Consider the following 25135-nt stretch of genomic DNA (forward strand, 5'->3'; position numbering starts at 1 on the left):
TAATCAGCGGGTTTAAGGAGAAGGCATATATAATATGAAAATATTAACAGCAGAAAATGTAACAAAGGAAATGGCAGAAAAAACATTGTGGAAAAACATTTCTTTTTCTATAAGTGAAGGAGAAAGAATTGGAATTATTGGTGTTAATGGTTGTGGAAAATCAACTTTGATGAAAATGATTGCAGGAATGGAAGAGTGCGATCAAGGAGGAATTGTTCATCCGAAGGACTACCAAATTTCGTTTCTATCACAAGATCCTGAATATGATGAGTCATTAACGGTAATAGAGTACTTATTTGCAAGCGATACACCTTTATTTAATTTAATTAGAGATTATGAGCATGCGTTAGAAGAACTTCAACAACATCCAGAAAATCAAGCTTTACAAGAAAAGGTATTAGCATTACAGCATCGAATGGATACAGAAAAAGGCTGGGATCGAAGTGCGGAAGGTAAAGTTATTTTAAGTAAATTAGCGTTACCGGATTCTACGCAAAAAATTGGCCACTTATCAGGTGGTCAAAAGAAACGTGCTGCATTAGCAAAAGCGTTAATTGAACAACCGGATTTATTAATTCTTGATGAGCCTACCAACCATTTAGATGCAGATAGTATTAAATGGCTAGAAGAGTACTTGAATAAATATCCATATGCTGTTTTATTTGTAACCCATGATCGTTATTTCTTAGATTCAATTGCAACGAAAATTTGGGAATTAGATCAAGGCTCACTATTTGAATACAAAGGTAACTATGAAAGTTTCCTAGAAGGTAAAGCAATTCGTGAAGAGAACAATGCAACAACAATGGCTAAAATGCAAAGTTTATTTAAAAATGAATTAGCGTGGATGAGAAAAGGTGCAAAAGCTCGTACAACGAAGCAAAAAGCACGTATTCAACGTTTTGAACAGTTGGAAGACGACGTGAAAGGTAAAGTTCAAAACGAAAATTTAGAGATTGAATTAGCAGGCTCTCGTTTAGGACGAAAAGTAATTGAATGCCATAATATTTCAAAGTCATTTGGTGATAAAGTTGTCATTAATCATTTTTCAAGATTGTTCAAACGTGGTGATCGTATTGGAATCATTGGTAAGAATGGTTCAGGGAAGTCAACATTATTACGTATTTTAGCAGATAGAGAGTCCATTGATAGTGGTGAATTAGAAAAAGGGCAAACGGTGAAAATCGGCTTCTATACGCAAGAAAATGAAGATATGAATGAAAAACTACGAATGATTGAGTATATTCGCGAAGAAGCGGAAGCTATTGAGTTGAAAGATGGTAGCACAATTTCGGCATCGGCTATGCTAGAGAAGTTTTTATTTCCTATGCATACGCATGGTACTCCAATCTATAAGCTATCAGGTGGAGAGAAACGTCGTTTATATTTGTTGCGAATCTTAATGTCTTCTCCAAATGTATTATTACTAGATGAGCCTACGAACGATTTAGATACGCAAACATTAACGGTACTAGAAGATTTCTTAGATGGTTTTTCTGGCGTAGTTATTACGGTTTCCCATGATCGCTATTTCTTAGATAAAGTAGCTACAGAATTATTGATTTTTAAAGGTGATGGAGAGATTGGGACGTATTATGGAGAATACAGCGATTATTTAGCGACCATCACACAAGAGAAAGAACGTAAAGAAGTAGTTGAGAAAGCGCCTGTTCAACCGAAAGAGAAAGAAAAGAAGAAACGTCTTTCTTATATGGAAAAACGTGAATGGGATACGATTGAAGCAGATATTGAGAAAGTTGAAGAACAATTGAAGCAAGTGGCAATTGACTTAACTTCAATTGGTAGTGACTTTACAAAAGGTCAGCAGCTAATGGAAGAAGAAGCGCGTTTAAACGAACAATTAGAGCAATTAATGGAGCGTTGGGAATATCTTTCTGAAATTGCTGAAGGATAGAACAAAAAAGCATGTAAAGAAAGTCTTTCTTTACATGCTTTTTTTATTTATCCTGTTCAAATTCCCGCGAAGATACTCATTTCCAAACGAGGAGAAGAAAAAGTCTTTTAAGTTGGTGATCAACCGAATGTAGTTCAATCAAGTTGTCACATTATATGTTGTAATTAGATAGCTCTACCAAATTACCATCTGGGTCTCGTAAATAAATAGAATTCATTTTTCCTTTAAAACCAGTACGTTCTACAATACCAAATTCGATTGGAATGCCTGCTTCTTCAAGTTGGGTCTTTACAATGTTTATGTCATCATTTACTTCGAAGCAAAGGTCGGCACTGCCCGTTTGAATATGTTGAGCATGAGGTGATAGCTCTTTTCCTTTTATATGGACATTAATTTTAAAGTCGCCAGTAAAGAGCTCGTAGCGACCTGCTGCCTCTTTTGGAGTAAAGCCTAGCTTTTTGTAGAAGGAGAGACATTTTGTAATGTGTGCGGTAGTAATTACGAAATGGTCAATTTTTTTAATCATTTTTTACACCCTTTTCAAATGTGATTAATTCTTTTATGAAAGTGTAGTTGTATAAAAAACAGAATTATCATTACCTTCAAATTATACTATGTTTGCTTTCTAAGTAAGGAGGAATAGCTAACAAATGTAAGTATTAGAAACATTATTATGTCGGTTTTGTGTATTATAACCAAACTTTAAACTCTGATATTAGTATCAGGTCACAAAATATGTTTCTAAATGCAAAGTTTTCGTATAAAATAAAAAATATCATTTGTGAAACAATGAACTTCCACTAAGGAGAGAAAACATGAATACTTTTGTTTGTACTGTGCTGTTTATTGTAATTAAGCTGTTTGGTTTGTTAAAAATTAAAGGGAAAACGAATAAGCCATCGAATCATCGGTATGTTGTGACCTGCTCACATACTAGCTGGATTGATTGCATTATGTTAGCGATTGCGGTTTATCCAACTCCTGTACACTTTATGGCGAAGAAAGAATTATTTAATCGTTCATTTTCTAGAAAATTTATGGAATCAGTGAAAGCCTTCCCAGTTAATCGAGAAAATCCTGGACCAAGTGCTTTGAAAATACCTTTGAAAATTTTGAAAAATAATAAATGTGTCGGGATTTTTCCAAGTGGAACTAGAACAAGTGAAGATGTACCGCTAAAGAGAGGCGCTGTTACAATTGCTATGAAGGCGAAAGCTCCATTGCTTCCAGCCGTATACAAAGGTCCTACAAAGTTCAAGCAAATACTTAAAGGTGAAAAAGCTGTTGTAATTTTTGGAACACCAATTGATTTTGAAAAAGAATTACAATCAGTGAAGAAGGAACATTTGATTGAAAGTGGAGTCAATTTATTAGAAGCAAGGATGAAGCAATTACAACTATAAGGTTCAGTACACTTTTAATAAAAATTTATTTATAGTATGCTTATGTTACTTATTAAACTAATTATTGGAGTGAATGAATATGTCAAATGCATATGAACAATATATGAAACAAGTATCTCAACCAATGCGTGATGAATTGTTAAACGCAGGTTTTAATGAATTAACTACAGCTGAACAAGTAGAGCAGTATATGGAAGGTGCAGAAGGATACACATTTGTGGTAATTAATTCTGTATGTGGCTGTGCAGCTGGCTTAGCTAGACCAGCTGCAACAACTGCTATTGCTGAAAGTACAAATAAACCAAATGCGATTACTGTTTTTGCTGGACAAGATAAAGAAGCTACTGCAAAAATGCGAGAATATATGGCAGACTATGTACCATCTTCACCATCAATGGCACTTTTCAAAGGAAAAGAATGTGTTCATTTTATTGCACGTGAAGAAATTGAAGGTCATTCAGTAGAAGAGATTTTAGCTAATATTCAACAAAGCTTTGCAGACTATATCGCATAGTATGATTGTTACAACAGCTGGGCGAACAACGGAAGAATATATTGCAAAAGCAAAAGCGGTAGCAAACGATTTACAGGTTGCTTATGAGCCTAGAAGAAAGAAATCATTACAAGCGTTATTCAAGATGCATACACTTGTTGTCGTCGTGGGAAAAGACGGTATTCAGCTTTATCATCAAGATGGCAGTGAGCCGTATTTCTTCCATCCTAATTTAGCGATGGTTCGAGTAAAGCGTCTAATGAATGATAGCCATGATGCTTTTATCGAAGTGGCTGGATTAAAGCAAGGTGATGCTTTGCTTGATTGTACATTAGGCTATGCATCTGATAGTATTGTAGCGAGCTTTGTTGTTGGAGAAACGGGTAAGGTTATTGGTGTTGAAGCAAGCCACATTTTGGCGTATTTAACGAAGATAGGTCTACAAACCTGGGAAGGGCAACATGAGGAAATCGAAAAAGCAATGAGAAGAATTACGGTAGTGGAAGGTAATCATTATGATTATTTACAACGTATGCCTTCAAAAAGTGTAGATGTTGTGTACTTCGATCCAATGTTTGAAGAAAGCATTGATGAATCAAATGCTCTGCAAACCCTTTCTCACTTTACTTCATTTGCTAGTATTACGGATGAAATAATAGCTGAAGCTAGAAGGGTTGCACGTAGAAGAATAGTCTTGAAAGACCATTTTCGTAGCACTCGCTTTGAACAATTAGGTTTTACACAGCATATCCGTAAAACGGCTAAGTTTCATTATGGCACAATTGATCTTTAATATGTAATAAAAACCGCTTGCTGTCGAGATTGACTTCAAGCGGTTTTGTTTTAAAAGACAAGAAAGTATATAATTTTAGCGTTGTCTAACCTTACACCTGCTATGCTCGGAAATAAGCCAATCTGTTTTGAAAACCAAAAGAGGGTTTTCAAGAACAGCTCGTCTTATTTCTGCCGCATAGCTCTTTTTTGATTTAGAGTAGTACAAGAAGCATAAATATTAATCAAAAAAGACCGGTGACGTTTTTTCTTATTCAGTATGTAAAACAATTATATTAATCAGTAAAGCTTAAGAAAATAAAATATACAAGAATAATGATGCTAAAGATATTGAAAAACCAAATTTCCATCATGGCAATACCTCCTCCTTGTATATAGTTTTTTCAAAAAATGATATGTATATCCTTATTTTCGTATCATTAGGTCTAGCATTCTAGTAATTATTGCTGAATTATTACTAGAGTATTAAATAATTATGAAACCTCTTCCAAAATGTTTCGTATATAGTAGAAACAGTGTATATTGTAAGTAAGGTAGAATGCTATAAATGAGGGGATATTCTATGGTCGTACCACAATGGATGAAGAAAAGTTTAGTTATTCTTTTGTCAATTATGACATTAGGATTAGTATCGCCGGATGATTTTCATTGGCAAGATGAAGCCGCTGCTAATGGTAAGCCTCAGAAAAAGAGTTCTTTTGAAGAAGCGAAGCCAGTTGATGAGTTTATTATTCCAACATCGTTATCTACGGAAGAAGAATTTGATCGTGATAAGCAAATTGAAAGCTTTGTGCTGAAAGCTGAAGAAAACTGCTATTTGAAGTTTGGAGATCGTATTAAACCTCGCATTGAAAATGAATTTAAAGATATTATTTTTCCGAAGATGGAAGAAGCTATTTCTGAATATTTACAAAGCTATCCAGATGAGGATTTGTCTAACTTAGCAATCACTGAAAAACCTTCTAATTCAGCTACTGGTGAGAAAATCTTCAATATTTATGACAAACAATCAAGCAAAGATATTATTCGCTTTCATGTAAGAAGGGAAAATCCACCTCAACAAGGCTATTGGTTTAATTTTCACTATCATACAAACGATGATGAATTCTTAACTCATCATGATTTAGGTTCTATATTCTGGGATAAGAACACGCCTCCTGGATGGAATCAGCAATTACATTAATAAAAGATTTAGACTAAGGATGTCCCAAAGGTACAAATTCCTTTTTGGACATCCTTTTTACTGTTTTGAAATCTTCATCGGTTTCAAAAGGTTTGCTTTTGCTTTTTTTGAGGCTCATCCTTTGTAATCAAAAGCTTAAAAATTAATGAAGTCGATAAAAAAAATACACTTGAAATAATGCATGTTGGTAGCCAATGGTGTATTTGTGAATATAATAAAAATCCTAAGAAAAAAGACAATAAAAAAAGGTCCAGATAAATAAATATTTTGAAATTCATAACTATACTTACATCATCGATTTGCTCTAAGGGATTGTTGATTTTATCATTCTTCCTCATGACATCTCACCTGTTATCTTAGTATTCTAGTTTATGAAAATCATTAGAGGAATGTTCATTATTTGTCTTGTACTCGAATTAAATGACCGTTGCATTTACAGTCAGAAGCTCCGAAATGTTTGATCCATACTTCACCTTGTTTTGCGAATGTGGCTGCTAGAGAACATTCTCCTTCGGGATGGTCATATGATTGTATTTTCGTAATGGTACAATATGGACGTAAATAATCCAAATGCCAGCGCAATGGTTTATCTAGTTTGTAATGGCGCTCTACTCTGCGAAGAATATTTTTCTTTGCACTTCCAATATATATATAATCTCCTTTTGTAAATTGTTGAAAGCCTTTTGCTCCAATTGCAATATTAATATCTTCATTTAGCGTAAGAAAAACTGCATATAATATATGGTTCGGGTCTACATTCCATTCCAAGTCCTTATTTCTCCTTTAACTACTAATAATATTCATGTAGATGTATGTTATTACTTTCTTCTTGTGATTGATAGTAAAAAATACAAAAAGTTCTTCCTGTACTTCTTCTAATAAGAAAGGTTAAAATATAACAATATTATTGATTATAGAGGTGCTATTACATTGAAACAATACTTAGATTTATGTAACCACGTTTTACATAATGGAGTGAAGAAAGAAGATCGTACTGGAACAGGTACAATTAGTACATTTGGCTATCAAATGCGCTTTAATTTGCAAGAAGGATTTCCGTTATTAACAACAAAGCGTATTCCTTTTCGTTTAATTGCAAGTGAGCTGCTTTGGTTTATTAAAGGTGATACAAATATAAAATATTTATTGCAACATAATAATCATATTTGGAATGAATGGGCTTTTAAAAAATGGGTTGAAAGTGACGAGTATACTGGACCTGATATGACTGACTTTGGTTTGCGTTCTCAAGAAGATGAAGCTTTCAATCAAGAATATCAAAAACAAATGCAAATCTTTGTAGATTCTATTTTAAATGATGATGAATTTGCTCGTAAGTATGGAGAGCTAGGAGACGTGTACGGTAAACAATGGCGTGCATGGAAAACAACAGCTGGTGAAACGATTGATCAACTAAAAGATGTTATTGATACGATTAAACGTAATCCTGATTCAAGAAGATTGATTGTTTCAGCGTGGAATCCAGAAGATGTACCAACGATGGCTTTGCCACCATGTCATACACTTTTTCAATTCTATGTATTAGAAGGTAAACTTTCTTGTCAATTATATCAGCGTAGTGGAGATATTTTCCTTGGCATTCCATTTAATATCGCTAGTTATGCTTTATTAACTCATTTAATTGCACATGAATGTGGATTAGAGGTAGGAGAATTCATTCATACATTAGGAGATGCACATATTTATAGCAATCATATGGAACAGGTTGAGAAGCAATTAAGTCGTGAGCCTAAGAATCTTCCAACGCTTTTCTTAAATAGCGAGAAGCAATCTGTTTTTGATTTTGAGATGGAGGATATCCGTATTGATGGATACGATCCACACCCGGCTATAAAAGCACCAGTGGCTGTTTAATAAACTATTTACTAACATTAGAACAAAAGGTAGGGGATAGTATGATTGTTTCTATAATTGTAGCTATGGATGAAAATCGAGTGATTGGTAAGGATAATCAATTACCTTGGCGTTTACCACGAGAATTACAATATGTTAAAAAAACAACAATGGGTCATCCAATTATTATGGGGAGAAAAAATTATGAATCCATTAGCAGACCACTTCCGGGAAGAAGGAATATTGTTTTAACGAGAGATACTAATTTCAAGGCAGAGGGCTGTGAAATTGCCCATTCTCCTGGAGAGGTACTGCAGCTTTGTGCAAATGAAGAAGAAATCTTTATCTTTGGTGGAGAGCAGGTCTATAAACTGTTCCTAGATCAAACGGATAAATTGTATATTACTAAAATTCATCATGCTTTTGATGGTGATACATTCTTTCCAGAAATCGATTATAGCGAATGGCAAGAAGTGTTTGTTGAACAAGGTATAACGGATGAGAAAAATCCATACACATATTATTTTCATGTTTATGATAGAAAATAAAGAGTATAGAAACCAACTATAATTTATGGTTGGTTTCTATAATAAGATATAATGAGAATCATTCTCAAAAACGAAAAAGAAGAAAGAAACAGGGGTGGAAGTATTGAGTATTATATTAGCGTTATTAGCCGCTCTTTTTGCCTCTCTTACGGCAATATTGGCAAAGGTCGGGATAGAGAAGGTAGATTCTAATTTAGCGACAGCTGTTCGTACAATTGTAGTTGTAATTATGGCATTTATTATGGTATTGATAACGGATCGATTTGATGAAATCTTTATGGTACCATGGAAGGCTCTCATTTTCCTCATTATATCTGGTATAACAACGGGATTGTCATGGTTATGTTATTTCAAGGCTATAAAAATTGGGGATGTTTCGAAGGTTGTTCCAATTGATAAATCGAGTGTCGTGATGACGATTATTTTGTCTTTTATCATTCTAGGCGAACCTGCGACACCGATGGTTATCGCAGGTGGTGCAATCATAACTATTGGAACATTCATATTAATTGGCAAAATCAAACCAGATAAAACAATTAAAGCATCCAATTCTTATATTGTATTAGCCGTTTTATCTGCACTATTTGCGGCCTTAACTGCCATATTAGCGAAAATAGGTATTGAAGATGTTGATTCAAATGTAGCAACATTTATTAGAACGATTGTTATTATAATTTTTGCATGGGGAATTGTTTTCTTCCAAGGAACTCACCGACAGTTGAAAGATATATCAAAAAGAAGTTATACATTCCTCATATTATCCGGTGTTGCTACTGGATTGTCATGGTTATGTTATTTTGGCGCGATTGCGATTGGTAAGGTGTCTATTGTAGCTCCTATTGATAAATTTAGTGTTGTTATTACGATGGTCTTAAGTTTTATCATCTTAAAAGAAAAAGCATCAAAAATGACGATTCTTGGTGGAATTGTTATTACAATTGGGACTGTATTACTGATTCTATAGTGAAAGGCTTCTAATGTCATCAAGTTTTGTGTCAAGACACAATTACTTAAGGAATGCTATAGTTTTTACTTACATAATTGTATATAATGGGGGAGGCAATTCACTCAGGAGGTACAACAAGATGCGCACAGTGGCATTTTTCCTTTATTTTTTTGGATATTTATTTTATAGTATTCCATTTTTAAATAAAGCTAAGAAATTCAAAGATGACTCTTTAACTGTTGAAGAGCAAGATCAATTTAAACAAAAACACGCTAAAAAGTGGGCGAGTACATTAGTAAAAATTTCTGGTGCTAATGTAACTGTTTTAGGTGAAGAAAATGTTCCTTTAGGCTCTGTTTTAATTGTAGCAAACCATGAAGGAAATTTTGATATTCCGGTATTAATAAGCTCTCTAAAAAAACCATTCGGCTTCATTTCAAAAATTGAAGTAATGAAAATACCTGTTGTGTATAAATGGATGGAAGTTATGAATTGTGTATTTATGGACCGTAAAGACCGTAGACAATCTATCAAGGCTATACGTGCAGGTATTGCTTTAATGAAAGAAGGACACTCTATTGCTGTTTTCCCAGAAGGGACAAGAAGTAAAGGTGGTCCAGTAGGTGAATTTAAAGCGGGGAGTCTGCGATTAGCAACTGACGCTAAATCACCCATTCTTCCAGTTGTTATTAAGGGTACATCGCAATTAATGGAGAAGAATAAAAATTGGATTAAACCAGGAGATGTTACGGTTTCTATATTACCAGCAATATCATATGAAGAATATAAAGATATGGATAGTAATACATTAAATTCATATGTAGAAATGAAGATTAAGGAAGCTCGTGAACAGTTGTAATAATATGAAATCAAGGAGAGGTGTCCTAAAAGTGATTGAAAATCACTTTTAGGACACCTCTTTTCTAATAGTTATTGTAATATCTCGTATAAATTTAGCTGTTTCATCATATCCTCGTATTCCTCTTGATAGCAGAATTGATCCACTGAAAAGTTTTGCTTGATCCAATCAATAAGTTCTTGAGCCGTGTTGAAATATTCTCCACTTGAATCACTTTTGCGAATTGTGTATCGACCGTTATCTTCATCAATAGTTACTTCCACAGGTAAGGCGCAGTCAATCGAACATAACGAAAATTCCAATCGTGAAACCTCCCTTTTGTTTCTGTTCTCTATCATATTAACTATTCGTTTTTTGTATACTACAAACCTGCTTTGTTACAAACAAAAATAGAAAATGATACAATATAAGGAGGAGAAAAGATATTGAAAGTAAAGTAGTTCTATATTTCGGTTCCTTGAAAATTGAATTATTTGAAAAATCAGTTGATTTATTCATCCATAGTGATATAATTTACGGCATTATAATAATCTGAAGGAAAAAAGAAAGAAGGGACCTTATGAATTCGACAGCCAATGAACGAAAGTGGCTACAAGTAGAAGATGTGCTTATTGCTCATCAACAATTAAAAGATGTAGTAGCTCATACACCGTTACAAAAAAATGAACGCTTATCAGAAAAATATGAGTGCAATGTGTATTTAAAGCGTGAAGATTTACAGCATGTACGCTCTTTCAAATTAAGAGGTGCGTATTATAAAATGAAAAGTTTAACTGAAGATGAAAAAGTGAATGGAGTTGTTTGTGCAAGTGCTGGTAATCATGCACAAGGAGTGGCATATGCTTGTAAGCAAATGAACATTGTAGGGAAAATCTTCATGCCCGCTACCACACCTAGACAAAAAGTAAATCAAGTGAAAATGTTTGGAAAGGAAATGGTAGAAATATTCCTTGTAGGCGATACATTTGATGATTCTTTTGTAAAGGCTATGGAATGTTGTGAGCAAGAACAACGTACATTTGTCCATCCTTTCGATGATGAAAAAGTAATCGCAGGGCAAGGAACAGTTGCTGTTGAGATTCTAAATGATTGTGAGGATCCAGTTGATTTCTTATTTGCTGCAATTGGCGGTGGAGGGCTAATGGCAGGATTGGCTACTTACTGTAAGAGTATTTCTCCGAGTACAAAATGTATTGGTGTTGAACCGCTCGGTGCCCCTAGTATGAAGGAATCATTTCTGAACAATCAAGTTGTGTCACTTGATACGATTGATAAGTTTGTAGATGGTGCGGCAGTAAAATGTGTCGGAGAAAAAACCTTTGATATTTGCCAAGAGTTAGTTGAAGATATTATTGTTGTACCTGAAGGGAAAGTTTGTACAACAATTTTAAATATGTACAATGAGCATGCCATTGTAGCTGAGCCAGCTGGTGCTCTTTCAGTTGCTGCCCTTGACTTATATTGTGAAGAAATTAAAGGTAAAAACGTTGTCTGTGTGATTAGTGGTGGTAATAACGATATTGCTAGAATGCAAGAAATTAAAGAACGTTCATTATTATATGAAGGGTTTTTACATTATTTCATCGTTAATTTCCCACAAAGAGCAGGTGCATTAAGAGAGTTTCTTGATGAAGTATTAGGTCCTGACGATGATATTACAAGATTTGAATATACTAAAAATAATAACAAAGAATCTGGTCCGGCACTTGTTGGCATTGAGCTTAAGCGCCCAGAAGAATATCAGGATATGATTTATCGTATGAATAAAAAAGGTTTCCGTTTTATTGAAGTAAATAAAGACCAGAATTTATTTAATTTACTTATTTAATCTAGCAATATATGCTCTTTTAGGTTACAATTAGTGGGAACTTTCACTATATTTGGTTAATTATGTGTCTAATATGTTACGTGTATTTGTGAAAACAATGTGAATAATAGTTTTTATTAATCGAATTTTTTAAAAATATACTATACTACTTGTAGAAAACATAGTCTACATACTAAAGGGGATGTTTTAATGTCAAATATTGGTGTTCCTGGACTGATTTTAATTCTAATCGTAGCTTTAATTGTATTCGGACCTAAGAAACTTCCTGAAATTGGCCGTGCATTTGGTCAAACATTACGTGAATTTAAGAAGTCAACCCGCGAATTAACTAGTGATGTTATGGATGATATTGATGAAGAGAAGAAAAAAGTAAAAAGCTAATCTTAATTATAGTTCTGAAAGGGTGTGAGATGAAATCATCTTACACCTTTTTTGAAGATTTGAATGGACCTGATTAGTCGAACTTTTAGTTGGAGAAGAAACCAATTGAAGTTTTACTTTATTAGAAGAAGGAAGGCTTGATTTCTATGGCAGATAGAGAACAGAATATCATCGAACATCTTAGTGAACTTCGCAAAAGACTTATTATTACCGCTGTCGCATTTATTGTTTTTTTAATATTAGGTTTTGTTTATGTAGAGGAAATATATAATTGGTTGGTTAAAGACTTAGATGTGAAATTAATTGTACTTGGTCCAAGTGATATTATTTGGGTGTATTTTATGATTGCAGCAGTTATCGGAATCGCTGCTACTATACCAGTTTTAGCATTGCAAATTTGGCTGTTTGTTAAACCAGCATTAATGCCACACGAAAGAAAAGCAACTTTATCGTATATTCCAGCGTTATTTATTTTATTTATAATTGGTTTATGTTTTGGTTATTTTGTTGTTTTTCCAACTGTACTAGGTTTCTTAGTTGAATTAGGTGGAAATATGTTTGTAACGAACTTTACAGCGGAGAAGTATTTCTCATTTTTAATGAACATGACTTTGCCATTCGCAGTATTGTTTGAGCTTCCGGCAGTTGTTATGTTTTTAACATCAATTGGTATTATTAATCCATATGTTTTAACTAAAATAAGAAAGTATGCTTATTTTGTCTTAGTTGTTATTTCAGTTACTATTACGCCTCCAGATTTTCTTTCAGATTTTCTAGTAATAGTACCCTTATTAACACTCTATGAAGTGAGTATCACGTTATCGAAAATCGTGTATAAACGACGTATGAAAAGACTTGAGGCAGATCCAGACCATGAGGATTATGAAGATTATCAGCAAGCTTGATATTAGAAGAGGTTGTATGATAAGTCAGATTAATATGAGTGGTTAGAAAGTGTGGAAAAAGGAATTCTTTAATTTATCCCGTTCAAACTGGCGCTAAGACTCCCACTTCAAAACATAAGCGTAAGCAGGGACGTTTAAGTGGGAGATAAGTACCAGTAAGAACCCGATTGGTTCAACTAATGCTCGGTGGGGGATGATAGCACCCCCCCACCGAGCAAAGTTTCACTTTATTTAGGAGTTTCATCTTGGGTGAAATAGTCGTAAAAAGGCGTCCAAAAGGTGGTTGGAAATCACTTTTTGGACGCCTTTTTTTAAAGATAATGTCTAACCTTACACCTGCTATGCTCGGAAATAGGCCATTCCGTTTTGAAAATCAAAAGCGAGTTCTCAAGAACAGATTGGCTTATTTCTGCCGCATAGCTCTTTTGATTGGGAGTAAACCAAGTAGCATAAACATCAATCAAAAAAGACCGGTGACAGTTTTTCTTATTGTCTAGCTCCAGCGCCCAGTGACTAGTAGATTTTGCCCATCTCCCTACGATAAGTCAACACGAAAAAGGCTACCGCCTCTTCGTGTTGACTTTATCTCAGTCGAAGTGCTCCAATCTATACGTCGCAAAACGGGCGCTTGCGCTTTTCTTGTCACCCTTGTGGCTTAGGTGTTGGAGTTGGTTTTAAATAGCCTTCTTTATATTTTGAATCGATTATGTCGCGTATTTCTTTTGCACTCTTGCCGTTATTGTATAGAACAACAGATTCAGCTGCAATTTCTAAGCAAACTTTGCATCTCGTAGCGTGATCATCCCATACGATAGAACCATCTGTTTTATTTTCGAAAATAAAACAATCATAATTATCTTTATGACCTGCTGATTCACCGCAACCGCAGTAACAAGGCATACTTTCTAGCAATTTTCTATTCTTTGCCACAGCTGCATATACAGTGCTCATTTCTTCAGGTTTATCTTTTAAAAAAGATGGTAGTGTTTCAATTGATTTTGTTTCTTCTTGTAAGTCACCATTAGCAGCATGTTGAGTGTGATCATGATTTTCAGTTTGCTCTTGATTACCTGTTTTGGTGGCTTCAGTTGCTTCATTTTTAGAGCACGCACCAAGTATTAGAATTACTGTTGCAAATAATGAGAGAAGTATTTTTGACTGTTTCAAGCTATCACCTTCACTTTTTACTTTTATTCTATAATGATTAACAAGATTGCTTTCATCCATTCTATCTTATCATACAAATTGGTAATATGTGAAAAATATACCTCTTATAAGTGATGAACTTTATCTTTTGGGTAAAATACTCTTAATTGGACAAATATTGTACAAAATGAATTTATTTTAATATTAGGAAAAATTTGATAAAATATTACAAGGTACAATCATATCGAAAAGGGATGGATGAAATGTTTTCAAAGAAGATATTAGCAACAATGGGTATGATTTTGATTCTAGTAATTGTAACAGCCTGTGGCAATCAGGCAATACCGAATAGTAAAGATTGGCCAGTAGAAGATTTCACGTTTACCAATCAAGATAATGAAAAAGTTTCTCTAAAAGATTTAAAGGGTAAGGTATGGGTAGCGAATTTTATTTTTACAAATTGTAATGATGTATGTTTGCCTATGACAGCTAATATGTCAAAATTACAAGCGAAATTGAAGGCAGAGGGTATAAAAGATGTTGAACTTATCTCGTTTAGCATAGATCCAACTGTAGATTCCCCTGAAGTATTAAAGCAATTTGGCGATAAGTTTAAAGCAAATTATAGTAATTGGGATTTCCTAACTGGTTATGAACAAGCGACTATTGAAGAATTTGCTGAAAATAGTTTCAAAACACTTGTGAAGAAGCCTGAAACAGGTGATCAAGTTCTTCATGGTACAAGCTTTGCTCTGATTAATGAAGAAGGTACGGTTGTTCAAACATATGCCGGATTAGAAAGTTTTCCAATTGATGAAATTATTAAGCATATTAAAATCCTGCAGAATTATTAAACAGGCGAAATGGCCTGTTTTTATTTTTGAACTAAAAGCATGTAATGAGCTAGAGAGCACTGTATTTTTCTTAATTAGTGCTATTATAAAAATACAGGGTAAACTTCTACTTTTTTTAAGAATAAAATAGAAAGATTACAAAACAATACAATATAGGATAAAGATATTCTGTCAGAGGGGTGAAGAGTATGATGAGGAAATTTATTCTGTTTTCTCTTGCTTGTGTACTACTAACTGCTTGCTCTATTCCCAATTTTCGTTCTGAAAAAGTGAATCAAAGTGTTGAAAAACAAAATGACCATGATGAAGAAGTGGAACTAAAACAATTGCCACCAGCAGATATTATGATTGCTTCAATCGGTGATTCCTTAACCCAAGGAGTAGGGGATGAAACGAATAAGGGTGGCTATCAGTCAATTTTAGCGACGCGTTTAGAAGAAGAAAAGCGTATTAAAGATATCAGCATGGCTCATTATGGAAAGCGTGGATTAACTTCTGAAGGATTGGTGGAGAAGCTGCATCAATCTTCAATGGTAAATTTAGTGAAACAAGCAGACGTTGTTATTGTTACTATAGGCGGTAATGATGTAATGGATATCGTAAAGAAAAATTATAAACATTTGCAATTAGCACAATTTGAAAAAGGCATGAAGCAATATGAAAAAAATGTGAATGAAATACTAGCAATTATACGAAAAAATAATCCTAAAGGCGATATATATTTAGTTGGCTTATATAATCCTTTTGATAAATGGTTGAATTCTGTAGATGAATTTAATGATATAATGATTAAATGGAATGAAAAATCGAAAAACATAGCAAGCAAACATAAAGGAGTGTATTTTGTCGAAATTAGCCCAATTTTTTCATCCAAAAAGGAGAACTTAATTTATGAAGAAGATTATTTTCATCCGAATACGAAAGGATATGAAAAAATGGGTAATGCCATTTATGAAGCATTAAAACAAAATACGATTCTTCGAATGCAGCAGCAGGCCATGAAAAGCAATTCATAATTATGGCAAGAGATAGTGGAAAGAAGGGGGGCATCCACAATAGAGACTAAGAAAAGAAACTTGTGGAAAATACTTTTCTTTTTACTTATTGGCATCAATGTAGCTTTTGTTCTAGTTGTTTTACTACTGGTTGGTATACCGAAGGAAGTGAAGCTTCCAGACGAAGGGAAATGGAGTCAAGAAGATTCTTCTATTCTTATCCAAAGTAAGAAAGAAAGTATTAATCAATTAATTCAAAATTATATTGCTTCTCAGCCGAAGAACAAAACAATAGAGTCTCAAGTGGTGTTAGACGACTATATTGAATTTTATTCGAAGATTCCAGTGTTCGATATGGAATTGCAATTAGCAATGACGTTTACTCCTGTCCCATTGAAGAATGGTGACTTGCTATTAAAGCAACGCTCGATGGAATTAGGAAAGATGCAATTACCTGTATCTTATGTACTGAACTTCATAAAAAAAGAAAATGAACTTCCAGAATGGATTACAATTGATCCGAAGAAGAAGCAAATTTATGTAGCCTTAACCGATTTAGAGTTTGATCAAGGTTTAATGCTTAAAGTTAATAAATTTAATTTAAAAGAAGATGATATTTCTTTCCGATTGGTAGTTCCATCAAAGTAAAACGCCGCTTACTAGTAAACGGCGTTTTACTTTTTTAGTTTATTAAAATCAGCTCTGTTTTTAAGGAATTAATATTAAAGCTTCTAAAGCTGGAGTCCCTTCAATTGATCCAATAATATAAATGGAATAGACTGTGTTCGGTTTTAAGTCTACATTAGGTAATTCCAACATAACTGTTTTAGTGCCCGCTTCCCTAGCTTCTAAATCAATATTCATAGGAGTAACACCTAAATAGTTAGTAGCTTTACGGTAGGCTATATTAGGGAAAATAATATCTCCATGTTTGACTGCTATGTCGACTGCAGGTGCATCTGGTGCTAAATGAATAAATCTGACTTTGGCTTCGCCATGGGGAACTATTGGGTGATCCTCATAAGTTAAAAGCTTTAAGTTCTTCCCATTTCCTGTAGCTGCTAAAGTGTATATTTTGCCGTTTTGGACTTCCACCTTTCTACTAATAATAGTGGAAACTTGGTTACCTGTTGGATAAATATCAACTTGATATTTGCCTTGTGGTAAAGGTAAGTAGTCGGTTATTTTTTTATAAGGAAAATCTTTCAGTATTCTGGTACCGTTTATATAAACATCGACATTAGGCGCATCCGGTGCTGCGTGTAAAATTCTTACTTTCGCTGGTGTTTCAGTAGAATCTGTTCCCATTACCGATCTTTGTGAGGCAATTGCTTTTTGTAAGCTATTTAAATGTTTTTTGTAATAATAAATGTGCAATGTAGGGTTACAATATTTATAATAATCAGCTAACATTCCGTACATAGAAGCCTTTTCAAAATAATGATGTGCATTTCTCGACTGCATACGTATACTCCTTTCATAACGCGTTCTTACGTAATAAATGTATGCAATAGAACTTGGGCAGGTGTCAGATTCACTAAAGACGAAATATTTTGATGAAACGGAATAAAACGTTAATATTGAAATAAGTATGGTTTACAATATATGTATAGTAGGAGAGTGAACAGAATGGGAGATACTTTAAAGAAAGCAACATTTGCAGGTGGTTGTTTTTGGTGTATGGTTAAACCGTTTGATAAATATGAAGGTGTCGTATCAGTCATGTCCGGATACACTGGTGGGACAATGGAAAATCCTACGTATGAAGAAGTATGTAGCAATCAAACAGGGCATTACGAAGCAATTCAGATTACATATAATCCTGATATCATTCCTTATGAAACTTTATTACACATTTTTTGGATGCAAATCGATCCAACGGATAAGGGTGGACAATTCTATGATCGAGGGAAATCCTATGAAACAGCAATCTTCTATCATGATGAGGAACAGAGAATGGCTGCAGAGAAGTCAAAAGCGAAACTACAGCAAAGTGGTAGGTTTGCAGCACCAATTGTAACGCCTATTTTTCCTGCAAGTGTTTTCTATAAGGCTGAAGAATATCATCAGCAATATTATGAAAAAAATCCAAATCATTATAATGCCTATCATGTGGGATCTGGAAGAGCGGCATTTATTAATAAACATTGGGGTGACGTGAAATGAATAAAGACGATTTAAAGAAAAAATTAACGGATATTCAATATGAAGTAACACAAAATAATGGTACGGAACCACCGTTTCGAAATGAATATTATAATAATAAAGAAGTGGGTTTATATGTAGACATTGTATCAGGAAAGCCGTTATTCTCAACTAATGATCAATTTGATGCGGGATGTGGTTGGCCAAGTTTCACGAAACCTGTGCATGAGGAAGAGATAGTGAATAAAGAAGATCATAGTCATGGAATGCGTAGAATTGAAGTAAGAAGTCAGACTGCTGATTCTCATCTCGGTCATGTATTTCCAGATGGTCCTAGACCAACGGGTTTACGATATTGCATCAATTCTGCAGCACTACGCTTTATTCCTGTGCAAGAATTAGAAAAAGAAGGTTATGGTGAGTATGTGAAACTATTTACATAAACCTTCTTTTTATGGTAAAGTGTTATTTCAAGATAGTATTTTAACTACTTAGAATACGCAGAAGTTAGAAAGGCGGAAGTTTGATGTTTTTTAAAAAACTTTTTGGTAATAAAACTGAAACAGCTAGCAACAATAATAACGTATTAGTATCTCCAGCAACAGGAAGCCTTGTTGCGTTAGAAGAAGTTCCGGATCCAGTATTTGCTGAGAAAATGATGGGTGACGGATTAGCGGTAAACCCAACTGAAGGTGTAATTGTAGCACCAATCGATGCAGAAGTACTTCAAGTATTCCCTACAAAACATGCTGTAGGATTAAAAACAAGCAATAATATCGAAATCTTAATCCATATTGGTCTTGAAACAGTTTCAATGAAGGGTGAAGGCTTCGAAGCTCACGTAAAAGAAGGAGATAAAGTGAAAAAAGGAGATAAACTTATTTCTTTTGACCTTGATCTTGTTCGTGAAAAAGCAAAAAGCACAATTACTCCAGTTATTATTACAAACGGAGATGTTGTAGAGAAGCTTGAAAAAACTACAGAAACTTCACTTGTAAAAGGTGAAACAACTTACTTAACAATTACTACAAAGTAATAGATGAAGAAGCTGCTGAAATGGCGTAAACTAATGTCATTTTAGTAGCTTTTTTTCTTAGGAAATCAAATCGTTATATCATCACTTTAAGATATGTAAATTTCACTTTTTAAAAAAAATGGGCGAATGCACATACAGACACAAGCCCTGTTTCATAAAGTATCAATGTAGCAGATGTTTTAAGAAACTTGTGAGGAGTGAAATTATATGGGTTACGGATATGATGGATGTGGCGGATTTGGTGGTACTGGATTTGGTGGATACGGCTATGGAGGTGGCGGTTGCTGCGGCGGCGGCGGTGGTTTCGGCTGGGGTGGCGGATTTGCGTTAATCGTTGTATTATTCATTCTATTAATTATCATTGGTGCATCATTCTGTGGTGGTACTGGTGGATGTGGCGGCGGTTGCTGCTAATATAAGGATTGTGAAAGTTGTTAAATATGGGCCTTAGACCTTTGTCTATGGCCCTATCTTTTTGACTTTAAATGTAGTTAATCATGTATATTCTTTTTAAAATTAGTGTGTTTTAGTTATTTATAAACAATAAATCACGTTTGTGATATATACTTGTTTAAACGTATTTAATTGATTAGTGGAGATTGAAGAATGCATCCGATTGGAAATATTATAGACATATAGATAGGAATCTATTACGGGAGATGAATAGATGAATTTAGAACAAATTAGAATTCACTTTAAGGATGCTAATTATAATAAAGCACTTGATGAGGTTCTGGATATTGTAAATAAACTAAAAAAAGTAAAGAAATTTTCATTGTTGAAGAATACCATTCTAGCTATAAAAGATGAGCAAACATTGTATATGCTTATTCGGATTTTAGATTATGGATTAATGTATCAATATAGTAATTTCTTAGCGCGTATAGCTTATAAACAACATCAATCTTTATGGACGCTTTCATGGACTATTGATGATTATATTGAAAGTGGTAAAACACTTGAAATGGCTCATTTGTTAGGAAGTAGGATTGATGAAGGAGAGTTAGAGCAATATCCTAAAGAGATACGTGAGAAGATTTATTTCACATATCTTCAAGTATTGCTTGAGTTAAAACGATTTTCAGAAGTGAAAGAACTGTTAAATAAGATGCATGCAGATAGTGGTTCTTCTTTGGATGATAAGTGGGGATATTATTATCTGGAAAAAGGGGAACGTATTGAAGCAAAGCAGTACTTCTGGCAAGGTCGACACCATGCTGAATATGGTCATAAATGTTATGCTATGCTATCACATTTAGCTGCCTTAGAAGGGAATCATGAAGAAGCTTACGACTTTGTTCAAGAAGGTATAGCTACATTTGGTGAAATGCCAAATTTATTGATGGAGCGCATTCGTCGCTTACGTGATATGAGTCGCCAGGAAGAGATGATTAGCGATATCGAACAGCTTGTACACTGGATTCCAGATGTTTTTTATAAACCTTATTTTTTAAAGCTGAAAGCAGATTATTTATATGAAAAGGAAGAATATGATGCACTGAATAATCTAGTTGTAACAGAAATTAGTTTGAAAGATAGTCCTTATCATTCAATTCAAGATGAAGGAACTAAACATAAGTTACACATCAATCCGGTTATACAGAAAAGTAATTATTGTGTTCCAGCGAGTTTGTCGATGATTCTTAGTTTCTATGGTGAATATCGACAACAAGATGAAATCGCAGATTGTATCTTTGATAAAGTAGGTAGCAAGCTATCAACAACTATTACTTATTGGGAAAGCATTGGCTATACTTGCAACTATATTACAGCGGACTTAACAACGTTGAAGAAATGTATTGACAATGGTATGCCGATATTACTTAGTGTAAATGTTGGATTATTTTCACATGTGCAAATTGTAACAGGCTATGATGAACATTTAGAAGTGGTTTATATTCAAGATGCTAACACTTTTGAAACTTTGCTTATTTCGTTTGAAGATTATATAGACACGCATTTAATTACGAATTATTTAGGAATTGTAGGGGTTCCACAAGCGCAATTTAATGAATTACAAATATTAAGTACAGAAGATCATTTATATTATCGTTCGTTATTCGAGTATTTAGAGCTTATTGAAAAAGATGAAAAAATGTATTTGAAGAAATTAATAGCTTTTTTAGAGCAATATTGGAATCATGCGTACACGAAATTATTTATTATTAAGCATTTACATGATGAAGATATGAAGCAATTGTTTAATAAAGCGATTGAAGAAATGGAAGAAAAAATGGCTCATAACGGGACCGTATGCCTGCATATAGTGAATGGCTATTTGAATTTTGGACATGTTGAAGAAGCAAAGGAGATCATTAAGCGCGTACAGAAAAAGCAAATGAATGGTTTTTATCATTTTTTACAAGGCCGTATTGCCTATGAAGAAGAGCGCTTTGAAGACGGTATTCAGCACTTTAAGTGGTCGGTGAAAGCAGATGCAGATGATGTATTAACATGGAGCTATTTATCATTAACTTATTTATATAATCAAGAATTACAAGCAGCTTTAGAAGCCTCTTACATGGCATATGAAAATCATAATGATGATTTATTTATCATATTAAATCATTGTAAAGTGCTAATGGCGAACAACTTATTTGAAGAAGCTCTACAAGTGTTCATAATGAATCCTCAAGTTCCGGATAATGATGCATACAAATCTTATACTTTAGCAAAAGTTTATCTTGGTCTTGGTCAATTAACAAATGCGGTAACTAATTTGCGTAAGGCGCTTACCCTTGACTCTCAATTTACAAACGCATATCTCATGTTAGCTAAACTTTTGGATGAAGAGATGAATGACCAAGAAGAAGCGGAAAAAGTTTTACTAAAGGGAATGGAACAAGCAGATGAGCAAGAAGAAATCATCATTCAATTAGGGCAATTGTATTTAGATCAGGAAAAATATGATATAGCTAGTGAACAATTTCAAAAATGTATGATGCAATTTCCTGAGTATTCTTTTGGTTATGTGAAATATGCTGATACATTAGTTGATATGGGATTAAAGGAAGAAGCACATCAATTATATGACCAATATTATAATGAATTTAATAACGATATTGAATTTTTAATAAACGCAGGAATATCATTCCTCTATAAATGTGAAGATGAATATAAGAAGGAGAAAGGTATTACTTTTCTCGAAGAAGGTATTGAAATCATAGAGAATAATTGGGAAGAACCTTTGAATGTATATGTGAAAACAATATCTGAAAATAAGTTCTTTGAGCGTGGTATTGCTTTTTTAACGAAAATGATTAATCAACATCATTCCTTAGCTTTTGCTTTTCAAACGTATAAAGGAATGCTACTAGAGGATATGACTAATCAAGATGGTTTTTTAGACATTAAAGAAGCTTTTGAAATGAAGAAAAATGTATTCTCTGCCTATCAATTGGGTGAAGCTTATTTTAAACGAGGCAAATTAGAAGAGGCAAAAACAACTTTACAATTTTGTTATGAGCAAAATTGGCAAGATATTCGTTATCTATTTAAGTTGATTGAGATTGCAAAAATAGAAGAAAATAAGGCATTAGAAAAGAAATGTTATCAAAAATTATTTACTCTTGATTTCACTATTGTTGATTTTAAAAGATTCTTTAGTTTACTAGACCATGAGGAGCTCGATGAGTATATTATAAAGCTTACAAAAAATGAAATGTCAACGACTGAAACTGAAAGATTAGAATGCTTGGCATGCGCAAATGGGGCTTTAGAGAAGAAGAGGAATGGGAACAGGTAAAAGATAATCATGATGTGGCGATGGAATGATTAGATGAGCGATATTAAATAATACGAGATTTAATGATAGAAATATTATATAGAGGGAAGTGTAGAAATTGTCACGTATATCAGCCACAGATGGGAATGCTCTAAAGTATTTAAGCGCCAACTGCGAAGATTGTTTTGGTTTATGTTGTGTAGCTCTACCTTTTGCAAAATCAGCTGATTTCGCATTTGATAAGGATGGAGGAACTCCGTGTCCAAATTTACAATCAGATTATCGATGTGGTATTCATAATAACCTTCGACAAAAAGGATTTCGAGGTTGTACGGCTTTCGAATGCTTCGGTGCAGGTCAAAAGGTTTCACAAGTCACCTATAAGGGGAATGATTGGAGAGATAATACCTCTATAGCGAAAGAAATGTTTGATATTTTACCAATTATGCAGCAATTACACGAAATGCTTTGGTATTTAAATGAGGCTTTAAGCTTAGAGGCTACTAAATCTATTCATGGAGATTTAATGAGGTGTATAGATGAAAGCGAACAACTAACAGAGTTAAGTCCAGAGTTGATGCTGAAAATCAATATTCCAGAGCACAGAGCAAAAGTGAATCAGTTACTTTTACAAACAAGTGAGTTAGTACGAGTTAATATACTAGCTAAGAAAAATCAGAAAAAAATAAGTCGTGGTAGGGACTTTATTGGAGCGAAACTTAAAGGTGCAAATTTAAGGGGAGCTAATTTAAGGGGGGCCTTATTTATTGCTGCTGATTTAAGAGATGCGGACCTTACATTGACTGATTTGATAGGAGCAGATTTTAGAGATACTGATTTAAGAGGCGCTAATCTCACTGGATGTATCTTTCTTACACAAGCACAAATAAATGCTGCGTTAGGCGATTCTAATACGAAATTACCTACTTCTTTAATAATTCCGGCTCATTGGAGAGAGAAGCATAAATGATGTGATGAATGATTTTCTCTTGGTGGAAAAAATAGTAAGTAAACTATATTATTATCAAATGATTTAACTGTTGCAATTTATATAAGAGGCAATCTTGAAAGTGATTTTATATTACTCTCAGGATTGCCTTGTTTTATTTTGAAAACAAATATTTAGGGGAGACATTCTTTTTAGAAAAGTATTGATATAAATCACCTTTAGTGTAAAATTACACTAAAGGTGATTTTTGTTTCAAAGAAGGGTGTGCTTTAAATAAAGGGATTTTTACTATTGTAGTATAAAATTATTAAAATGAAATTTGAAAAGAGAGGATAGTTGAATAATGAAAGATATTAAAGTGTATAATCTTATTTTTATAGAGCTCTCTTTATAGATTAAAGGAGATTCTAAGAGTATTAAGTATTTATACAAATAGTTGTAGTTTTCAAATTATAGAGTTCAATCTCGGCTGTCATATTGGCAGTCTTATTTTTATACAAAAAATAGAATGTCCAATAAGTAAGATTAATAATATTGTTTAGTACGTGCAGAAAACAAAGATTAAAACAATAATAAAATTCAATTTCATTCAATAACTTATGGAGTACTCAGATTAAGATTGTTTTTAAAATGAAAATCTGGTAATTATTGGTTTTGATAATGAATAATGTAGTACACTATATAGAGGACCACTTTAGCAATACTTGATTATTAATTTGAGAAGTGACTAAATGACAAGGGGGAATTGGATGACGACTAAATTATATGTAGTTTATTTGATTCTTTTATTTACTTCGATTTTAGGTGGGATTATTCTATGGGACTATATAAATCAGTTGCAAACTCAAAGTTTTCAAGTCTTTCCGTATGTGTTCTATAAAGCATGTTTGTTTATTCCCACAGGTATTGTGTTAAGTTTGCCAGTATTTAATCATAATAGAATGAAGGCTGGGAATTGGACCTTTAACTATATAAGATTTATCATCCTTGGAGTTTTGTCACTATTTTTCATGTTCTATCCTTTCATTCACTTTTCATTTATAAGTTTGCCAACATTTATTGCTGTACCTATTTTTAATACATCGACTTATCCTATTTTTAGTATAATTTTTGGTTTTGCGATACTTAGTAATTTTGATAAAAAGTAAAACAGGGAATATAAAAAATATGAAAAATTTG

Annotated in this window: 26 protein-coding genes and 1 pseudogene; 22 read left to right on the forward strand and 5 right to left on the reverse strand. The window is 33.5% G+C overall.

Going from position 1 to position 25135, the window contains the following annotated elements; all coding sequences use genetic code 11:
- Positions 1-34 precede the first annotated feature (34 nt).
- The gene (locus TX86_RS04445) at positions 35-1915 is read left to right on the forward strand and encodes an ABC-F family ATP-binding cassette domain-containing protein (RefSeq protein WP_042346616.1); all 1881 of its coding nucleotides are present in this window, start codon (positions 35-37) and stop codon (positions 1913-1915) included.
- Between the two features lie 151 nt (positions 1916-2066).
- Here TX86_RS04445 and TX86_RS04450 read toward each other — a convergent pair whose 3' ends face one another.
- On the reverse strand, positions 2067-2441 hold the full coding sequence (locus TX86_RS04450) for a VOC family protein (RefSeq protein WP_042346618.1): 375 nt from the start codon (positions 2439-2441) through the stop codon (positions 2067-2069).
- 289 nt (positions 2442-2730) lie between these two features.
- On the opposite strand from TX86_RS04450, the gene TX86_RS04455 reads away from it, so the two are divergent.
- The 4 genes from TX86_RS04455 to TX86_RS04470 all read left to right on the forward strand — a co-directional run bounded on the left by TX86_RS04455 (position 2731) and on the right by TX86_RS04470 (position 5786).
- The gene (locus TX86_RS04455) at positions 2731-3318 is read left to right on the forward strand and encodes a lysophospholipid acyltransferase family protein (protein WP_042346621.1); all 588 of its coding nucleotides are present in this window, start codon (positions 2731-2733) and stop codon (positions 3316-3318) included.
- A gap of 79 nt (positions 3319-3397) precedes the next feature.
- The gene (locus TX86_RS04460) at positions 3398-3832 is read left to right on the forward strand and encodes a BrxA/BrxB family bacilliredoxin (RefSeq protein WP_042346622.1); all 435 of its coding nucleotides are present in this window, start codon (positions 3398-3400) and stop codon (positions 3830-3832) included.
- 1 nt (position 3833) lies between these two features.
- Positions 3834-4604 (forward strand): class I SAM-dependent methyltransferase, encoded by a 771-nt coding sequence (locus tag TX86_RS04465; RefSeq protein WP_042346624.1) that lies wholly within the window; start codon positions 3834-3836, stop codon positions 4602-4604.
- Between the two features lie 561 nt (positions 4605-5165).
- Positions 5166-5786, forward strand: a complete 621-nt coding sequence (locus TX86_RS04470; RefSeq protein WP_042346628.1) for a YpjP family protein — start codon at positions 5166-5168, stop codon at positions 5784-5786.
- Positions 5787-6182: 396 nt separating this feature from the next.
- Here the strand turns inward: TX86_RS04470 and TX86_RS04480 are convergent, their stop codons facing one another.
- A complete protein-coding gene (locus tag TX86_RS04480; RefSeq protein ID WP_042346633.1) occupies positions 6183-6554 on the reverse strand; it encodes a GIY-YIG nuclease family protein in 372 nt (123 codons plus the stop codon).
- A gap of 162 nt (positions 6555-6716) precedes the next feature.
- Here TX86_RS04480 and TX86_RS04485 point away from each other — a divergent pair, with 162 nt between their 5' ends.
- The 4 genes from TX86_RS04485 (at position 6717) to TX86_RS04500 (ending at position 9993) form a co-directional block, all read left to right on the forward strand.
- A complete protein-coding gene (locus tag TX86_RS04485; RefSeq protein ID WP_439096719.1) occupies positions 6717-7661 on the forward strand; it encodes a thymidylate synthase in 945 nt (314 codons plus the stop codon).
- 41 nt (positions 7662-7702) lie between these two features.
- Entirely contained in the window at positions 7703-8188 is a 486-nt protein-coding gene (locus tag TX86_RS04490; protein WP_042346638.1) for a dihydrofolate reductase, read from the forward strand.
- 94 nt (positions 8189-8282) lie between these two features.
- On the forward strand, positions 8283-9152 hold the full coding sequence (locus tag TX86_RS04495) for an EamA family transporter (protein WP_230203564.1): 870 nt from the start codon (positions 8283-8285) through the stop codon (positions 9150-9152).
- A 121-nt stretch (positions 9153-9273) separates the two neighbouring features.
- On the forward strand, positions 9274-9993 hold the full coding sequence (locus TX86_RS04500) for a lysophospholipid acyltransferase family protein (protein WP_042346645.1): 720 nt from the start codon (positions 9274-9276) through the stop codon (positions 9991-9993).
- 71 nt (positions 9994-10064) lie between these two features.
- Here the strand turns inward: TX86_RS04500 and TX86_RS04505 are convergent, their stop codons facing one another.
- Positions 10065-10295: a hypothetical protein gene (locus TX86_RS04505; protein WP_042346646.1), complete on the reverse strand. Its 231-nt coding sequence runs from the start codon at positions 10293-10295 to the stop codon at positions 10065-10067.
- A 257-nt stretch (positions 10296-10552) separates the two neighbouring features.
- On the opposite strand from TX86_RS04505, the gene ilvA reads away from it, so the two are divergent.
- The 3 genes from ilvA (at position 10553) to tatC (ending at position 13107) form a co-directional block, all read left to right on the forward strand.
- On the forward strand, positions 10553-11821 hold the full coding sequence (ilvA, locus tag TX86_RS04510) for a threonine ammonia-lyase IlvA (RefSeq protein ID WP_042346647.1): 1269 nt from the start codon (positions 10553-10555) through the stop codon (positions 11819-11821).
- 189 nt (positions 11822-12010) lie between these two features.
- Positions 12011-12202, forward strand: a complete 192-nt coding sequence (locus TX86_RS04515) for a twin-arginine translocase TatA/TatE family subunit (protein WP_042346649.1) — start codon at positions 12011-12013, stop codon at positions 12200-12202.
- 146 nt (positions 12203-12348) lie between these two features.
- Complete coding sequence (tatC, locus tag TX86_RS04520; protein WP_042346650.1) at positions 12349-13107, forward strand: twin-arginine translocase subunit TatC; 759 nt, start codon at positions 12349-12351, stop codon at positions 13105-13107.
- Positions 13108-13749: 642 nt separating this feature from the next.
- Here the strand turns inward: tatC and TX86_RS04530 are convergent.
- Positions 13750-14274, reverse strand: a complete 525-nt coding sequence (locus tag TX86_RS04530; RefSeq protein WP_042350157.1) for a PCYCGC motif-containing (lipo)protein — start codon at positions 14272-14274, stop codon at positions 13750-13752.
- A 242-nt stretch (positions 14275-14516) separates the two neighbouring features.
- Between TX86_RS04530 and TX86_RS04535 the strand changes: the two genes are divergently transcribed.
- The 3 genes from TX86_RS04535 to TX86_RS04545 all read left to right on the forward strand — a co-directional run bounded on the left by TX86_RS04535 (position 14517) and on the right by TX86_RS04545 (position 16750).
- Positions 14517-15107 (forward strand): SCO family protein, encoded by a 591-nt coding sequence (locus TX86_RS04535; protein WP_230203565.1) that lies wholly within the window; start codon positions 14517-14519, stop codon positions 15105-15107.
- Positions 15108-15295: 188 nt separating this feature from the next.
- A complete protein-coding gene (locus TX86_RS04540; RefSeq protein ID WP_042346653.1) occupies positions 15296-16123 on the forward strand; it encodes an SGNH/GDSL hydrolase family protein in 828 nt (275 codons plus the stop codon).
- A 60-nt stretch (positions 16124-16183) separates the two neighbouring features.
- On the forward strand, positions 16184-16750 hold the full coding sequence (locus TX86_RS04545) for a YpmS family protein (RefSeq protein ID WP_052343532.1): 567 nt from the start codon (positions 16184-16186) through the stop codon (positions 16748-16750).
- Between the two features lie 60 nt (positions 16751-16810).
- Here the strand turns inward: TX86_RS04545 and TX86_RS04550 are convergent, their stop codons facing one another.
- Positions 16811-17566 (reverse strand): DUF4397 domain-containing protein, encoded by a 756-nt coding sequence (locus TX86_RS04550; RefSeq protein WP_042346655.1) that lies wholly within the window; start codon positions 17564-17566, stop codon positions 16811-16813.
- Between the two features lie 165 nt (positions 17567-17731).
- Between TX86_RS04550 and msrA the strand changes: the two genes are divergently transcribed.
- The 7 genes and pseudogenes from msrA to TX86_RS04585 all read left to right on the forward strand — a co-directional run bounded on the left by msrA (position 17732) and on the right by TX86_RS04585 (position 25104).
- On the forward strand, positions 17732-18268 hold the full coding sequence (gene msrA / locus TX86_RS04555) for a peptide-methionine (S)-S-oxide reductase MsrA (RefSeq protein WP_042346657.1): 537 nt from the start codon (positions 17732-17734) through the stop codon (positions 18266-18268).
- On the forward strand, positions 18265-18690 hold the full coding sequence (msrB, locus tag TX86_RS04560; protein ID WP_042346659.1) for a peptide-methionine (R)-S-oxide reductase MsrB: 426 nt from the start codon (positions 18265-18267) through the stop codon (positions 18688-18690). Before msrA ends, msrB begins: the two co-directional genes overlap by 4 nt.
- Positions 18691-18773: 83 nt before the next feature.
- Positions 18774-19283, forward strand: a complete 510-nt coding sequence (locus TX86_RS04565) for a PTS sugar transporter subunit IIA (RefSeq protein ID WP_042346661.1) — start codon at positions 18774-18776, stop codon at positions 19281-19283.
- Between the two features lie 306 nt (positions 19284-19589).
- Positions 19590-19697 (forward strand): annotated as a pseudogene (locus tag TX86_RS27130) (YjcZ family sporulation protein); the annotation flags it as partial.
- Positions 19698-19950: 253 nt separating this feature from the next.
- Complete coding sequence (locus TX86_RS04575; RefSeq protein ID WP_042346664.1) at positions 19951-23028, forward strand: C39 family peptidase; 3078 nt, start codon at positions 19951-19953, stop codon at positions 23026-23028.
- Positions 23029-23125: 97 nt separating this feature from the next.
- A complete protein-coding gene (locus TX86_RS04580; RefSeq protein ID WP_042346665.1) occupies positions 23126-23977 on the forward strand; it encodes a pentapeptide repeat-containing protein in 852 nt (283 codons plus the stop codon).
- 728 nt (positions 23978-24705) lie between these two features.
- On the forward strand, positions 24706-25104 hold the full coding sequence (locus tag TX86_RS04585) for a hypothetical protein (RefSeq protein WP_042346666.1): 399 nt from the start codon (positions 24706-24708) through the stop codon (positions 25102-25104).
- Positions 25105-25135: the final 31 nt, after the last annotated feature.

Origin of the sequence: Bacillus massiliigorillae (genome assembly GCF_000380245.2) — a bacterium.
Lineage (GTDB): Bacteria > Bacillota > Bacilli > Bacillales > DSM-1321 > Bacillus_AD > Bacillus_AD massiliigorillae.